This is a genomic window from Pseudomonas sp. AB6 (assembly GCF_034314105.1).
Lineage (GTDB): Bacteria > Pseudomonadota > Gammaproteobacteria > Pseudomonadales > Pseudomonadaceae > Aquipseudomonas.
This window is the reverse complement of record NZ_JAVIWJ010000001.1, coordinates 3668807-3684761: the sequence shown is the minus strand read 5'-3', so window position 1 is coordinate 3684761 and position 15955 is coordinate 3668807. Positions and strand designations below refer to the sequence as shown.

The 15955-nt window shown below is 54.9% G+C and carries 12 protein-coding genes and 1 tRNA gene; 6 read left to right on the top strand and 7 right to left on the bottom strand.

Annotation, left to right across the window (positions count from 1 at the left end; translation table 11 throughout):
* Positions 1-3: 3 nt before the first annotated feature.
* From aguA to RGW60_RS17395, 4 genes are all read left to right on the top strand, one after another.
* Positions 4-1110: an agmatine deiminase gene (gene aguA / locus RGW60_RS17410; RefSeq protein WP_322205741.1), complete on the top strand. Its 1107-nt coding sequence runs from the start codon at positions 4-6 to the stop codon at positions 1108-1110.
* 140 nt (positions 1111-1250) lie between these two features.
* A complete protein-coding gene (locus tag RGW60_RS17405) occupies positions 1251-1454 on the top strand; it encodes a hypothetical protein (protein WP_322205740.1) in 204 nt (67 codons plus the stop codon).
* Between the two features lie 206 nt (positions 1455-1660).
* Positions 1661-2932: an OprD family outer membrane porin gene (locus RGW60_RS17400; RefSeq protein ID WP_322205739.1), complete on the top strand. Its 1272-nt coding sequence runs from the start codon at positions 1661-1663 to the stop codon at positions 2930-2932.
* 301 nt (positions 2933-3233) lie between these two features.
* Positions 3234-4193, top strand: a complete 960-nt coding sequence (locus RGW60_RS17395; RefSeq protein WP_322205738.1) for a zinc-binding alcohol dehydrogenase family protein — start codon at positions 3234-3236, stop codon at positions 4191-4193.
* 83 nt (positions 4194-4276) lie between these two features.
* Here the strand turns inward: RGW60_RS17395 and RGW60_RS17390 are convergent, their stop codons facing one another.
* From RGW60_RS17390 to RGW60_RS17380, 3 genes are read right to left on the bottom strand one after another with little or no spacing between them, the layout of a single operon-like run.
* Positions 4277-5329 carry an ABC transporter ATP-binding protein gene (locus RGW60_RS17390; protein ID WP_322205737.1) on the bottom strand — a complete coding sequence of 351 codons (1053 nt, stop codon included), beginning with the start codon at positions 5327-5329 and terminating at the stop codon, positions 4277-4279.
* Complete coding sequence (locus RGW60_RS17385; protein ID WP_322205735.1) at positions 5326-6954, bottom strand: iron ABC transporter permease; 1629 nt, start codon at positions 6952-6954, stop codon at positions 5326-5328. Before RGW60_RS17385 ends, RGW60_RS17390 begins: the two co-directional genes overlap by 4 nt.
* A gap of 4 nt (positions 6955-6958) precedes the next feature.
* On the bottom strand, positions 6959-7975 hold the full coding sequence (locus RGW60_RS17380) for an iron ABC transporter substrate-binding protein (RefSeq protein WP_322205734.1): 1017 nt from the start codon (positions 7973-7975) through the stop codon (positions 6959-6961).
* Between the two features lie 395 nt (positions 7976-8370).
* Here RGW60_RS17380 and RGW60_RS17375 point away from each other — a divergent pair, with 395 nt between their 5' ends.
* On the top strand, positions 8371-8751 hold the full coding sequence (locus tag RGW60_RS17375; RefSeq protein ID WP_322205733.1) for a hypothetical protein: 381 nt from the start codon (positions 8371-8373) through the stop codon (positions 8749-8751).
* A 1348-nt stretch (positions 8752-10099) separates the two neighbouring features.
* Here RGW60_RS17375 and RGW60_RS17370 read toward each other — a convergent pair.
* The 4 genes from RGW60_RS17370 to gbcA all read right to left on the bottom strand — a co-directional run bounded on the left by RGW60_RS17370 (position 10100) and on the right by gbcA (position 14407).
* Positions 10100-10175 (bottom strand) — tRNA-Thr (locus RGW60_RS17370).
* A 417-nt stretch (positions 10176-10592) separates the two neighbouring features.
* Complete coding sequence (locus RGW60_RS17365; RefSeq protein WP_407074510.1) at positions 10593-11741, bottom strand: methyltransferase; 1149 nt, start codon at positions 11739-11741, stop codon at positions 10593-10595.
* A gap of 59 nt (positions 11742-11800) precedes the next feature.
* The gene (locus RGW60_RS17360; RefSeq protein WP_322205731.1) at positions 11801-12565 is read right to left on the bottom strand and encodes a transporter substrate-binding domain-containing protein; all 765 of its coding nucleotides are present in this window, start codon (positions 12563-12565) and stop codon (positions 11801-11803) included.
* 543 nt (positions 12566-13108) lie between these two features.
* On the bottom strand, positions 13109-14407 hold the full coding sequence (gene gbcA, locus RGW60_RS17355; RefSeq protein WP_322205730.1) for a glycine-betaine demethylase subunit GbcA: 1299 nt from the start codon (positions 14405-14407) through the stop codon (positions 13109-13111).
* 346 nt (positions 14408-14753) lie between these two features.
* Between gbcA and gbcB the strand changes: the two genes are divergently transcribed.
* Positions 14754-15854 (top strand): glycine-betaine demethylase subunit GbcB, encoded by a 1101-nt coding sequence (gene gbcB / locus RGW60_RS17350; protein WP_322205729.1) that lies wholly within the window; start codon positions 14754-14756, stop codon positions 15852-15854.
* Positions 15855-15955: the final 101 nt, after the last annotated feature.

Here is a 15955-nt window from a genome sequence, read left to right as displayed (position 1 = left end):
GCCATGACCACGCTGAAACGTACACCGCGTGCCGATGGCTTCTACATGCCTGCCGAATGGGCTCAACAGACTCAAACCTGGATGATCTGGCCCGAGCGGCCCGACAACTGGCGCCTGGGCGGAAAACCGGTCCAGCACGCGCACGTTGCCCTGGCCAAAGCCATTGCGCGATTTGAACCTGTAACCGTAGGTGTTTCAGCGGCGCAGTACGATAACGCTCGTGCACACCTTGATATGCCGAACATCCGCGTCGTGGAAATCAGCAACAACGATGCCTGGGTCCGCGACACCGGCCCAACCTTTGTCATTAACGATAAAGGTGAAGTACGCGGCGTAGATTGGGACTTCAATGCTTGGGGCGGATTCGACGGTGGTCTGTACGCGCCGTGGAACCTTGACGAGCAAGTCGCCACCAAAATTCTGGAAATCGAACGTTGCCCTCGTTACGAAACCTTGGGTTTCGTATTAGAAGGTGGCTCGATTCATGTGGACGGCGAGGGCACGCTGATCACCACGGAGGAGTGCCTGCTCAACCGCAACCGTAATCCGCATTTGTCTCGCGATCAGATCGAAACAACGCTGCGGGATCAGTTGTCGGTGGAGAAGATCATCTGGCTACCAGACGGTCTGTACAACGACGAGACCGATGGGCATGTGGATAACTTCTGTTGCTTCGTGCAGCCCGGCGAGGTTTTACTGGCTTGGACAGATGATCCGAAAGATCCGAATTTTCCGCGTTGCCAGGCTGCTATGGGGATTTTAGAAAACACTCGAGATGCTAAAGGGCGACCGTTGATCGTGCACAAAATGCCGATTCCCGGACCGCTGTTCGCCACCGAGGAAGAATGCGCGGGTGTCGATCAGGTGCGCGGCAGCCAGGAACGCAATTCATTGGTGCGCTTGGCCGGGTCTTACGTCAACTTTCTGATTGTTAATGGCGGCCTTATTGCACCCTGTTTCGACGACCCGCTTGACGAAGTGGCGCGAGAAATCCTCCAGCAGTTGTTTCCCGAACATGAGGTAGTCATGGTGCCAGGCCGTGAACTGTTACTGGGCGGTGGCAATATCCACTGCTTGACTCAGCAGCAACCGGCCCCGCACAAAGCTTGAGTTGGCCCTGTTTTTGCTAATCCTAAGCCCATCGCGTGTGGGCTTTTTGTTGGCGTCATTTTGATGGCTTTGATTGCTTTTCGCGGGGCTGTCACAAAGCACGGGTAAATTAGCCGCTCACGTCTCAAGAGGTTGTCCACATGAACGCAGGTATTGGGCAGGAGTTAGCTCGCGGTTTGTCTGCAAGCAGCGAATCACCCCAGATGATGGCGGACTGGTTAAGGACAACCCAATCACCATTCGCCCCTAAAATTGATTCTCGACAACTGCTCTTGGCGCGTTATCCCGTCGGTCTCATCAGCGATGCAGAACTTGAGGCGTTGATCTGCATTCTGGACCGCTAAGCATTGTAAAAATTGACACCCTGGGCGACCCCCCGCTAGGATCGCCCCCCGCCTGTGGCAACCGCCATGTACGTAGCATCAGTAGTCCACTGCGATGATTTCGTGCGGGTCTTGTGAGTCTGTCTTTTTTGACCAGACGTGAAGGCCGCAAACGCCTGTTAGGCGCGAGCCACAGCGCGTGATCAATTCGTAATAAGGAAAACAAGATGTTGAAGCTACGTATTGGCATGATCGCACTAAGCGTCATAGGCGCTACTCAGGCGATGGCCAGTGGGCAGGATGACTCCAAGGGTTTTGTCGACGACAGCAGCCTGAATCTGGCGTTGCGCAACGCCTACATCAATCGCGATTACAAAGACGGCCAGCAGGATAAAGCTGAGTGGGGCCAGTCGGTCATCGCTAACTTTGCGTCGGGCTTCACCCAAGGCACGATTGGCTTCGGTATTGATGCCTTTGCCGAGTACGCATTGCGACTCGACGGCGGCAAAGGCCGAAGCGGTGCTGGCGGTATCGACTTCTTCAAAAAAGACAGCAATGGCAATGCCGCTGACGATTTGTCTAAAGGCGGTGGCGCAATCAAGGCGCGTTTCTCCAATACCGTGATCAAGTACGGCGACCAGATGCCGGAACTGCCGGTACTGAGTTACGACAATTCGCGCTTATTGTCCGAGAGCTATACCGGCACGTTCATTACCTCCAAAGAAATCAACGGCCTTGAACTGAACGCCGGCCACTTTACCGCCGAGTCGCGTAAAAGCGCCGAAGGCCGTGACAGCGGCGGTCTGAAGTCGATCAATGTCTATGGCGGTAGCTACAAGTTCACCGACGCCTTCAGCGCCGCTTTTTATGGCTCTAACGACGAAGACGTATTGAAGAAGCAATACATCAATCTGAACTATGTGTTTGCCATCGAGAAAGACCAGTCGCTGACGTTCGATTTCAATGGCTATAAAACCAAGCTGGATAGAGATTTTGCGGTCGATAATGCACGCGACAACAAAATCTGGAGCCTGGCCGCGACTTACGCTCGGGGTATCCACTCATTTACTATCGCCCACCAGCGCAGCACCGGCGATATCGGCTACGCATACGGCGGCTATCGCAATGCGGGTGGCACCGGTGACGGCGGCAACACGATCTATCTCGCCAACTCGTACTGGTCCGACTTCAACGGCAAGGATGAACGCTCTTGGCAGTTGGGTTACGGCATCGACCTCGGCGGCCTTTTGCTGCCCGGCCTGACCTATCACACCGCGTATGTTCGGGGCACCAATATCGACGACGGCACTGGCCGAGGCGCCGGGCAAGAGCGCGAAATCTTCAGCCAACTGAAATACGTTGTGCAAAGTGGCCCGGCGAAAAACCTCTCGGTGCGTTTGCGGAACTCGTTCTTGCGCGTCTCTGACAACGCCAGTGCTTACAACAGCGAAGGTAACGAAACCAGAGTCTTCGTTGATTACCCAATCAGCATTTTTTAACGCGTGAGCGTGTGAAGCACTGTTGAATGAAACGCCCCAAGCGGGGCGTTTTTTATTAGTGTTGATGGTTAGGCTTTCGCCCTGATATTTTTGAGCCAACTCGTTCGCGAGGCGGCGAGTAGCTTCAGTCTCGCTAACAAGTTGGTCTGATCAGCCAGTCATAACCTATTGAATGAAATAAATAATTTTCCTTGAGATGCGCGGCATCTACCTGCGTCGGGCGATTGCTGCGACCCTGCAAACTCCAGACACTTAGTTACAGTCGCCATTCACTCGTTAACCCCTCGCTTATGGAGCCCTCATGAAAGCCCTGCAATTTGCAAAAACTGGCGACCTCGCAGCGCTGGAGTACGTAGACGTTGCTCAACCCGTGCCTGCCGAAAACGAAGTGCTGATCCAGATAAAAGCCGCCGGGCTCAACCCCAGTGATGTGAAAAACGTCCTCGGTCGTTTTCCCTACACCACGATGCCGCGCATTCCCGGTCGGGATTTTGCAGGCGTCGTCGTCGAAGGTCCGCAGGCATTGCTCGGCCAGGAAGTCTGGGGCACCGGAAGAGAGCCAGGCTTCCTCCGCGACGGCTCCCATGCTGAATATCTGACGCTGCCGGCCAACGGTGTCGCGCTCAAACCCGAAGCTTTGAGCTTTGTCCAGGCCGCCAGCCTTGGCGTACCGTTTACTACCGCGTGGAACGCCCTCGAGCGTAGCCTCGTCACGTCTGGCACCCGTCTTTTGGTTATTGGTGCCAACGGTGCAGTGGGTAGCGCGGCCCTGGCGTTCGGCAAAATTCTCGGCGCCCAAGTACTCGGCGCGGTGCGTCGTCCCGAGCAGATCAAGGCACTGAAAGCAGACGGTGTCGATGCCATCCTCTTGGACAAACACGAAGACCTCGGCGCCCAAGTCAACGAGGTCTTTCCCGGTGGTGCCGACGTCATCTTCGATACCACGGGTTTTTGGCTTCCTGCTGCCGTTTCCGCCTTGGCCGCGTTTGGCCGTATTGCGATCATTGCGGCCCCGGTGGACGGTCACGTGCAGATGCCGGCCTTAGCGTTGTATCGCAAAGGCGGTTCGGTAGTGGGGATCAACACGCTGCTCTATGGAACTGAAGCCTGCGCCGGGATGCTCAATCAGTTCGGGCGGTTCTTTGATGAAGGCTTGCTGCCGTTGCCTACCGGGATTTTGGAATCGCCGTTGAACGAAGGATTGGCGCGGTATGAGGAGGTGAATAAGGGCGGCGCGGATAAGGTGGTGTTTGTGCTTTGAAGTAACTGACCCAAGAGAAAGGGAGGCATAGTTGATGCCCAAATATGCCTTCCTTCCTTGCTAGCCATCAATGATGCGCGATGTCAGAGAGCGTTATCCAGCACATGCCCGCGCCCGATAACTCTAATCCCCACTGTGCTCCCCACCATTGGCGCGTGGATGCTCGAACTACGAACCAACAACGCCCGCGCAGGCGAGGCGGTCTTCAATTGGACTGTCAACAGGCACGCGTTGCCGCCAAAGTCACTGTCGGTGACCACGCCCAAGCACTCTTCGCCTGATGCAGGGGCGGCCGAGAGTTCGATCTGTTCCGGACGCAGCATGATGTGTTCGGTACCTCGAAACGCGCCATCTGATACCGGAATTCGGCCCAGTTCGCACGTAGCCCAACCCCCTTCAATCATGGCCGGTAACACCACCGCGTCGCCGAGAAAATACGCGGTTTCTTCGTCGCGAGGTCGCAGGTAAAGGTCCATTGGCGGCCCGACCTGAATCAGTTTTCCGTGACGCATAACAGCCAATTGATTAGCGAACGACAGAGCCTCGGCCTGATCATGCGTCACAAGAATGGTGGTCACCCCGGCGTCCGAGAGCAGCTTGGCGACGGCCTTGCGCATGGACGCCCGCAAGCCGGTGTCGAGGGCGGAAAAGGGTTCATCCAGAAGCATCAATTTCGGCCGTTGAGCTAAAGCGCGGGCGAGTGCGACACGTTGCTGTTGGCCGCCCGAGAGTTCGTGGGGCCAGCTCTGCAGCATGCGGGTGTCAAGCGCAACCATGTCCATCAATTCGTGAATGCGCTGCTGTTTCGACGCGGCGTTACCGGGCAATCCGAAGCCGATGTTGGCAGCGATCGTCATGTGCGGGAACAGCGCGCCGTCTTGTGGGACGTAGCCGATCAAACGCTGATGAGCCGGCACTTCGGTCGGGCCGTCTACCAGTGGCGTACCGTTCAGCGTGATGCTGCCTGAGTCGGGGAACTCGAAGCCAGCGATCATTCTGAGCAGCGTCGTTTTACCCGAGCCGGAAGGACCAACGATGGCGGTGCGACTGCCTTTAGGCACTGACAAGCTGACGTTATCTACAGCCGGCAACGAACCAAAGGATTTGCAGACAGCGTTTAATTCAAGTGAGCTCATCGGCCTGCCGTGCGTTTGGATTGATAGTAGAGAAGCGCCGTTAGCGGAAGCGACAGCAGGACCATGATCAGTGCGTAAGGCGCCGCAGCCGCGTAGTCGATTTCGCTGGTCATGGCCCAGAAACCTGTCGCTAGTGTGCGCGTGCCGTTTGGCGCGAGCAGTAAGGTAGCCGTTAATTCGTTAGTAATCGCGAGGAACACCAGGGCGACACCAGCGGCAGCACCAGGTGAAGCAAGTCGCAGGGTAATCACCCTTAGCGCTTGGAACGGCGAGCGGCCAAGGCTGCGTGCCATATTTTCCAATTCCACCGGCGCTTGAGCAATACCCGCGCGCAGATTGACCAACGCCCTGGGCAAGAACATCAGCATGTAAGCCAGCAGTACGGTGATTGCCGTTTGATAAATCGGTCGGGCGAACTTGATGGTGACAGTTACCAGGGCCAAGGCGACGACGATGCCGGGCAGCGAGCTGGTGATGTAATTGCAGCTTTCTAACAGGCGATGCAAGCGCCCCGGTGAACGAACTGACAGCCATGCAATGGGGATCGCCGCGCAGGTAGTAAGGATGGCGCCAGTGCTGGCCAGTACCAACGTCTGCTCCAGCGCCGGAAGAAGAGTATCCATGCGCCAAACGGCTGCTCCGCCCGCTATCAGCCATTTCCCCAAAGTAATCAGCGGCACGCCCAACGCCAGCGCAGTTGCCGCAATGGGCAATAGCATCGCCAAGGTAGTAGTTTTGCGGCCCAAGGTGCAGACCCGTTGCGGACGTGCGCTGCCTGAGCCAACCCGCGCATAACGAGCTTTGCCTCGGGTTGCCGATTCAAAGGTCAGCATCGCGAGGCAGCACAGCGCTAGAACCCCGGCTAGCATATTCGCGGCAGGGCCATTAAAGGATGACTGGAACTGATCGAAAATCGCTGTGGTGAACGTGTCAAAACGCACCATAGCGTAAAGGCCGTACTCGGCCAGTAAGTGCAACCCGACCAGTAGCGATCCGCCCCATATTGCTAGGCGTAACTGCGGCAACACTACGCGGAAAAACACTGCCCAGGGTTTTAAACCCAGAGACTCCGCTACGTCCTCGATGCCTGGATCAAGCCGGCGCAATGCAGCAGCGGCCGGCAGATAAAGAAAAGGGAAATAGGCAATGACCGAGACCAATACCCCGGCAAACAGTCCGTGAATCGATGGCACGAGACTGACCCAGGCGTAGCTGTGTACAAAAGCCGGCACGGCCAGGGGAGCGACAGCGAGTAATGACCAAGCGCGTCTGAAAGGTAGGTCGCTGCGCTCAGTCAGCCATGCCAGTGCCACGCCAAGTACCACGCACAAGGGCACCGTGAGTACGACTAATAACACGGTATTAACCAGCAGTTCTCCGACTCTGGGGCGAAAGACCAGCTCCACGATAGTGGCCCAGCCGGTCTGAAAAGAAATGCCGACCACGAATCCAAGGGGTAACAACGCCAACAATGAAACGAGGACGGACGCCACGACAATCCATGTAGCAGGACGGCCAACGGGTGAGCGGGGTCGGCCTTGACGGGTGGAGGCTGGAATGACCTTCGCGGTCACTCCGACAACTTCCGATGCCTCGGCTACGACACTTGAAATGTGCTCCGTCATGACGTTACAGCAGCCCGGCTTTAGTCATCAGTTCAACAACTTTTTTGCTGTCGAGTTTGGAAGCGTCTACGAGGGGTGCATCCAGTTCGGCGAGCGGGGTCAGTTTGGGATTAGACGCTGCGCCCTTGCCCACGGCGTATTCAAACGAGTTGCCGTTTTTCAGGATCGCTTGACCTTCCTTGCCGGTGATCCACTTCAAGAAAGCCTGAGCTTCTTCTTTATGTTTGCTGGACGCTAAGACCCCACCACCAGAAATGCTGACGAACGCGCCCGGGTCTTTGTGTTTGAAGTAGTACAAACCAATTTTATTGCTGTTTTCCCCGGTTTTTGATTGATCAACCATTGGGTAGTAGTGATAAATCAGACCGCTGTCGATTTGACCGGCGTTTACCGCTTTCATTACAGACCCGTTTCCACGGAACGCAGTGGAGTTGGTTTTCATCGCTTTTAACCAATTTAGCGTCGCCACTTCGCCTTTCTGCTCAAGCAGGGCGCTTACGATGGCCTGGAAGTCTGCGCCAGACGGCGAAGCGGCCCAACGGCCTTTCCAGCTAGGGTTAGCCAGATCAAGCAACGACTTGGGCATATCAGCCGCAGTCATTTTGTCTTTGTTGTAAACAAACACAGTCGAACGCGCCGCGATGCCTATCCACTTGCCGTGAGCCGGGCGATAAGCCGAGTCTACTTGGGCCAAGGTAGTCGGCGTCACTGGAGCGAACAAACCGGCGCTATCGACCAGCGCTATAGCGGGGGAGTTTTCTGTCAAGAACACGTCGGCCGGGGAGACTGCGCCTTCCTGAATGATCTGGTTGCCAAGCTCACTGTCGTCGCCATTACGCACGGTAACTTTGATGCCGGTTTCGTGGGTGAAACCATCAACCCATGCTCGGGTCAGGCTCTCGTGCTGTGCGTTGTAGACAGTGATGCCGTCAGCGCTCGGCGCGGCAAATACGCTGCCGGTAGCCACAAGGGAGGTAGCAAGAAGGGCCATTCTGGCAAAAGAGGGGATACGGGAAGTCATAGTGAAGCAGCTCCGCAAAATTAGAAAAGCGCCTGTTGGGAGTTCCCTTGTCGCAGGCACGCTGATCATACAGCAATAAGAATTGCTTGCATTAACATCAGCGCTTGCATCGGTAACCAAGTCGTCCTTGCACGCTTCGTATTTTCCATAAGCCCCTGCAGAGCTGGCGCTGACGGCGGGTACGCACAAACCACCGGGGGATACCGAATGCGACATACGGGGTGCGCATCATCGCCAGCATTAATTCGACATGCGGCTTTTACGTGCTGAAACGTTTCGTCACGACCGCCGGTTGGTAAGGGCTGCAGTTCGTCCACCACCCGTTGACCCTAATGAAAATGGGGCGGCAAAATCAAGCGGACAAGTTCTCCACCTGACGCAGGAGAGATATAAAAATGGCCAAAATCAAAGTTCTCGCAGGCGACTTTCTCCAAGGTGAGGGCGATTACCATTCGGGCCTCATCACTGTCGAAACCTCCCTCCACCCATGGCCCGGAATTACGATTCCGATTTCATCCGTTAAGTCCTTGGAAATTGCCACTACCGGATCGAACAAAAAGCTTGAAGACGCGATTAGCCTCGGGTTGGCTGGCGCGTTAGTGCTAGGCCCTTTCGGAGCCGCGGCGGGGATTATTTTGGCGAATGAGCAGACGGAGATTACGTTCTGGGTAACGCTAAAGGACGGCAAGAAATTGCTGGCGGCTACAGATGACAAGACGTACAGAGATATCTCGCAGACGGCCAAGCGACCCGATTATTTTGTGGGTGCAGAGTAACGGTTGGCTTTTATGAAGTGGCTATAAGCGCAGTGAGATACCCGTTTGGGCTATTGAGAGCTTGAATGTCGGCTAGCCACTCCTTCATCTGGAGGGTGCCGAGGTGCATGTCACGGAGATTGAACAGTAGCAACTGATCGGCGATGCCGTCTGAAGTTCACATTGACAATGATAGGCAAAAGGGCGACGTTACCCCGCGCCATATGCCCTCTATGCGTCTAGGGGATTGAGCGAAAAGCCCGTCCACTAATGCGGGTTTTTTATTCCCGGAGTTATCTATACGACGGGCGATGGCCAAATCTTAAGGTGGTGCTAAAACGCCTTCATCTGCCAGAGGCAGCGAATGAGAGTGATATTTCTATTGGCAGCCTTGTCGATTTCATTCGCTGTGCAAGCAAGCGAATTCAAACAAAACACGGATCCATGCAGCAGAAACCACAAGCTTTTGACTGGTTTCATGAGGGCCAGGCAAGCCGGAATGCCCAAAGCTCGCGTTTACCAAGTTGTGGACCGTCAAGCGCAGGACCAGAAACTGAGACTTGAAACAAAAAAGATGGTCGACCTTGCTTACCGGTATCCGATTTATCCGACTCGCAAACAGAAGGAAAGTGCTCTTCGGGACGCTGTTGGCCCTGTTATTTGCAGTGAACACTTGCGCACAGACCGTCTACTTAAGTTGATTTTGTAGCCTTCATAAATTGGCAATGAAGTTCGCCAATTGCGTCGGCACAGCATATTAGAGAAATAGATCGCGCAGGATTTGCCTTCAGTCAAATAGCCTTCCCAAGTCGTGAGCGCTGGGATGAGTGTCGATGTCACACGAACGCGCTATCGGGATGACGCTACGGTCGCTCGCCTCATAGATTCGTCAAAGAGCAGGACTGTGAGTGCGATTTGCGCATATTCCGGGCTGTAGATCATTCTTTTCTGGGTCAAACTATTCCGTACTGAACTCAAACTTGTAACAGTCAGCCTAGGGTTAAGGCTACGTCTACTGAATGTTGCGGCCCTTCACCCGCCTTTCCTAGGCGACGCATTTAATCGCGCTCAGCAGGTGTTTCGCCCGGTCAAGCGAACTCTGAAAGCTCATCGAGCTTGCCAATACTTTCATTGGTTGCCATACGAGCATCTTGATAAGTAAAGGTCTCTCCTTCAGCGATATCCGAAACGTATAACCCATCCCTGAAGAAAAGAGCGATCGAAATTGGCCAAGCGTTAATCCAGACGCAGCCGCCAATCTTGAGGCGTCTGCCCGGTGTGGACACTTTGTGGGCGTTTAAGCGGAAACGAGCGTGGGTTTATTAAACCCCAGAAACCAAAAAGCCCCGCGTAGCGGGGCTTCGAGATATGGTGCCGGCACCAAGAGTCGAACTCGGGACCTACTGATTACAAGTCAGTTGCTCTACCAACTGAGCTATACCGGCGTGGTGGGCGCAGATTATATCCAGTTTTTTTAAGTTGTAAACCCCTAGCTAGCTGATTCGCTTAGAAAAATATCTATGCGTCATTTAAGGTTGGTTTCTATCCAGAACTTGCTGCCGGACAACCATTTCCCAGACCGCAGGGAGAATCGAATTGTAGGGCCAATTCGCGCGCACCAGAATACGGGGCGCCATTCGAGATGCCTCTGATGCTTATGCACAGCCGGAGCAGGGGTTGAGGCCAAAACAGGGTGGGCTTTGTCGCTGCAATTCATCGGGCTGCAAGCTGCTGTTTTTTCTTGAAATTAGCCAGCAGTCAAAAAAATAGATGACAAACGGACTCCCTAGCTACCTAGGTTTTTCAGTGGTCCTAAAATTTTCATCAACAGAGTTATCCACAGGATGATGTGTTTCATTGCTCTAGTGACGTTCTGCAAGCAGCATTAAGTTACGGGGAGTGATGCGAGTCTCGCAAAACGTTCCAAGTTGGACAGCGTAGTCGCGATCTTGTAAATAGCCAGCGCGGTCGAGCACTAACCATAGCTCCAGCGGTCGGCGAAACAGCCCGCGAACCAGTTCAAGGTTGCGTACATTGCCTAGGCGTTGCCAGCCAGCCGTTTCCAGCGCCACCCAATCTTGCTGACCCACGGCTGGTAAATGCCTTAGCGCAGCCAGCTCACGGCAGTAATCAGCAAAAGGTTTATCCAGCCAAGCGACGGGCAGCGATGGCGTTGACAGATAATCGTCAATGCCTCGTAACTTTCGCTGAAGGAGATCAAACGCCAAACGGCGCGCCATTGAGGTGTCGCGCTGGCGACGTACGCGAGCCCCGGCAGTGACGGTTTCGCTAAGCGGTAGATTCAAATCTTCTAGGGACAACCGCAGGGTTGAAGCCTTGCCTTGGGCTGACACTGCTTGATACTCGGGGGCGTTGATGCGGTTGTAACAGCACGGTGCAATTGCGAGCTGCCGGCAACCGGCGTCGGCGGCGATGCGCATCAATTGCATATGCAGGTCGCCACACGCGTGCAGGGCCACGGGCGTATGCCGAGGGTAAACATGATCAGCGGCATCGGCGGCCAAAACGTTCTGTTGGCGATGCTCGGCATCAATGCCTAGCCGTCGGCTGAGTTGATTGCCTGCGTCTACCAGCAGCGGATCGTGCTCCAGGCAGGTCAGTGCTTGGCCACTATGTGCCAGATGTCGCCCCAAGTGGCCTTTGCCCGCGCACCAGTCGAGCCAATGCTCAGGAGTGCGTCGAAAATTCAAAGCATCGGCGAACGCTTTGATCTGCTGCCATTTACGCCCCGGCACGTCGGTGCCTAGGCGTGATGGCCATTGCCCCGGCGCGGTGGATGGTAAATCGCCTATCTCGCTTAGTGCGATGGACTGTGCCGCCAATTGTGCAAACGGGGCTGGGGCGCGTAAACGCTGTGGATGATTGTGCGCGGCTTCAGCATCTGCCAGTGAGCGCGAACGTAGCCAAGTCGCCAGCTCGGCGTGCTCAGGCTCCCACGGCAAATGGTGGTGAGTAAACGGACGTGGCCGCCAGAGTGTTTGGTGGGCCACCAGAAAGTCGTCGAGTTCGCGAAACCGCTTCCGAATCTGGTCGCCCTGAAGTACGCCGATCAAAGAATGCTAAAGGGAAAATAGCGGTCATTGATTTTCTTGTAGGTGCCGTCGTTGATGATGTCTTTCAGTGCGGCGTTCAACTGTTCCTTTAGCGGGTCTCCTTTGCGCACGGCGATGCCGATCTTGTCGTTGTCGATGACGGGCGCACCTTTGAACTCGTAGGATTCTCCGGCTTCGCTTTTCAGCCATTCGTAGCTGACAAACTTGTCTGCAAGCACGGCGTCCAGATTGCCGGCGCTCAGGTCGGCGTAGGCATCCGCCTGGGTGTCATACAACTTGATGACAGCGCCAACGCCGAGGTTGTCGTTTAGCCAAGTCGCGGCCAAGGTACCACGTGGGGCGCCGATGGTTTTACCGTTCAGAGTGTCTTTGAGGGTGGCTTTATCAATGTTCAGTTCAGTGGCTTTCGGGCCAATGAACTGCAGCTTGTTGGAGTAATAGGGGTCAGTAAAGTCGACCACTTGTTTGCGCGCTTCGGTGATCGACATAGACGACACCAGAAAATTGAACTGATCAGCGTTCAGGGCCGTAATTATGTTGTCCCAATCGGATGTTACTACCTCGCACTCGACCTTCATCTTAGCGCACAGTGCATTGCCAATATCCACATCAAAGCCCACGACTTGACCGCTGGCGTCTTTGTTATTGAAGGGTGGGTAAGCGGCCTGGACGCCTATTTTCATTTTGTCCGCAGCAACCGCACCGTTCGCGAACGCCAGCGCGGCTATGGCGGTCAGGACAAACTTTCTATACGTCTGCATGCAGTTGCTCCGTGAGCGGTGGCTGGCTTTGGAATAGGCGCACATTATCGTAAATACAGGTCATAGCGACGTTATTGTTGATGGAGATTGAGTGTAGAAGTTGCTTGTGAGCAGCTGCCCACAAAAAAGGTCCGTACTACATCGAAATACTTGCCCACAATCTCTGTTGGCGCTTCTGTGGATAACATGTTCACGGTCTTCTATAAGCCCCGTTACTCGTGGCGTTGCGGCGCATGATCAAAAAGTGATCAATAGTGTTCTGTAGGTATGCTTTCAGATAAGTCACGGTTTTTCTTGGCTTTTTCCACAGGCAAAATCCGACTTGCCCACAATTGCTGTGGGTGGGTCTGTGGATAACTTGTTGGCGAAAGGCTGGAAAGGGCGGCGGGGTTAGTGTTAGCGGCTGTTGGTTGAATTTTGATCTATTGGTGTTCAGCCACGGTCTTTCTAAAGGATTCTGCTTCGCTGGAAAACGCAATTCCTGTGAGCGAACTCATTGACGAAGAAAATGGCGCGGTATAACTGGGACACCGCGCCATTTAGTCACTCGTGATTGACCGCCACACCTTTCAAATACGGCGCTGGCGCCGCGCCGAGATTTTCAAGCAACCGAGCGCTATACCAATCTACAAAGTTGACCACACCAAACTCATACGTCTTCGAATAAGGGCCTGGCTGGTAAGCGTCGGAGTTAATACCGCGCTGATTTTCTTCGGCCAAGCGACGGTCTTGGTCGTTGGTTGCGTCCCACACTTGGCGCATCCGTTCGACGTCGTAGTCCACGCCTTCCACTGCGTCTTTGTGTACCAGCCACTTGGTGGTGACCATAGTTTCCTGCGCGCCCAACGGCCACACTGTAAAGACGATGATGTGGTCACCCATGCAGTGGTTCCACGAATGGGGCAGGTGCAGGATACGCATCGAGCCCAAATCAGGATTCTTGATCCGCCCCATAAGTTTTTTGCTGCCCTGCTTGCCGTCCAGGGTCATCGAAACCGTGCCTTTAAGCAGCGGCATGCGCACGATGCGGTTACGCAAGCCAAAGCTGGCATGTGCGTAAGGAATCTTCTCGGCTTCCCACGCAGCAGCGGACGCGGCAACGTGATCCTTGAAGGCTTGGTCGGCCCGTGGATCGGTGACGTCGTCCCACTCCAGCAGGGTTTTCAGCAGTTCCGGGTGCGCCGCGTTGCAGTGGTAGCACTCGCGGTTGTTTTCCAGCACCAGCTTCCAGTTGGCTTTTTCGAACAAGGTAGTGGAAATCGCCACCTTGGTGTTCTCCATGTCGTACGGTTCCATGTAGTGCGTCAGCGTCTGCAGGAACTCATCGATGGCCGGCGGTGTTTCAGCCAGGCTAATGAAGATGTAGCCGCCGGCAGTTTTCACGTTCACCGGCTTGAGGCCGTACTGCTTCATGTCGAAGTCGTCGCCCATTTCTGAACCGGCGAACAACAAACGCCCATCAAGCTCGTAAGTCCACTGGTGGTAGTGACATACCAGCTTGGCAACCTTGCCCTTGTCGCTGGTGCACAAGCGTGAGCCCCGGTGGCGGCAGACATTGTGGAACGCATGCACCTGACCTTCGGCGCCACGAATCACGATGATCGGGTTTTTGCCTACTTGCAGCGTCAGGTAATTACCCTTGCCAGGGATCTCGCAGGTCATGCCTGCAATTAGCCACTCTTTTTGAAAGATTTCCTGCATGTCGATTTCATAAAGTCGTTCATCGCTGTAGAAAGGCTGTGGCAGCGAAAACGTGCGCTCGCGGTTCTGCAGCATCTCGGCGGTGGCCTTACGTGCGGGTTCCAGCGGATCGCCCAAGCTCAAGGTTGCGGTGACGTCCATCTTTCAAGTCCTCATGACCGTTTTCGAGCGGTCGGCGAATAGGGCTAATACGGTTCTTTATAGCGTTAGCACGCAAGGTGTCAGTAGATTGCCGCCCATGCTTATGAATGGCGCTCTGACAGATCTCTTATAAAAAGCACACAAGTTCTTAGCGCCGAGTGTGCGGTCGGGCGCTGACTGATCCTTATCCATGGGCGACATGGCCGAATCCGTTCCCGACGCGCTAAGCCCAGTCTTTGGGGGCTGGTTGCGATAAGTACGTCAATGTCGCAGATAGGTAAGTGGTCATACTGCTCCTTAAGCAAAATCCGCACTATAAGGCCGACATTCGGCCGTGGAGATAAGCATGTCCAACACTTTCCTTAATCCGGTAACTACCCAGACTTGGGCTAATGGCCGTCACCCAGTGCGCGTCGTTAAGGTGATCCAGGAAACCTGGGACGTGCGAACCTTCTGCTTCATGGCCGACCAGCCAATCTTGTTTTTCTTTAAGCCTGGTCAATTCGTAACATTAGAGCTTGAGATAGACGGCGTGCCGGTGATGCGTTCCTACACCATTTCCAGCTCACCGTCCGTGCCGTACAGCTTCTCGATCACCATCAAGCGCGTGCCCGGCGGCAAGGTCTCCAATTACCTGCACGACACGCTGCATGAAGGTCAGGAGTTGGCAGTACACGGTCCCGTGGGGCTGTTCAACGCCATGGACTTCCCGAACCCGAAGATTCTCTACCTCAGCGGGGGCGTTGGTATTACGCCGGTCATGTCCATGGCGCGCTGGTTTTACGACACCAACGCCAATGTCGACATGGTCTTCGTGCACAGCGCCCGTACGCCCAAAGACATCATCTATCACCGCGAACTAGAGCACATGGCGTCGCGGATCGATAACTTCAGTCTGCACCTGATTTGTGAAAAGCATGGTTTGGGTGAGCCGTGGGCCGGTTATCGCGGTTACTTGAATCAGAAGATGCTGGAATTGATGGTTCCTGATTTTCTGGATCGCGAAGTTTTCTGTTGCGGGCCGACGCCTTACATGACTGCCGTAAAACGCTTGCTGGAAGCTAATGGTTTCAACATGGCTCAGTACCATGAAGAGTCATTCGGTGCGACCCCGCCCGAAGCGCGCGCGGATGCGGTGGAGCAAGCCGAAATCGCTGCTGACGCCCCGGAAGTTGATTTGGCGGACTTGCACCAAGTGGAATTTCTTTCTTCCGGCAAGAGCATTCGCGTCGCGCCGGGCGAAACCGTGCACGCAGCGGCCGCCAAGCTCGGTCTGCTGATTCCAAAAGCCTGCGGTATGGGAATTTGTGGCACGTGCAAGGTGATGAAGTTGGGCGGGGAAGTAGAGATGGATCACAACGGGGGTATCACTGACGAAGACGTTGCCGAGGGCTACATCTTGTCGTGCTGCAGCGTGCCGAAGGGCGATGTGCGGATCGATTTTTAAAGCTGATCGCGGCCTTCGGCCGGTCCTATAGACGGGCCAATATTCAGACGTGGACAGCTCTACCAACCCGTTGAACTGCACCCTGGAAATTGGACTTATGT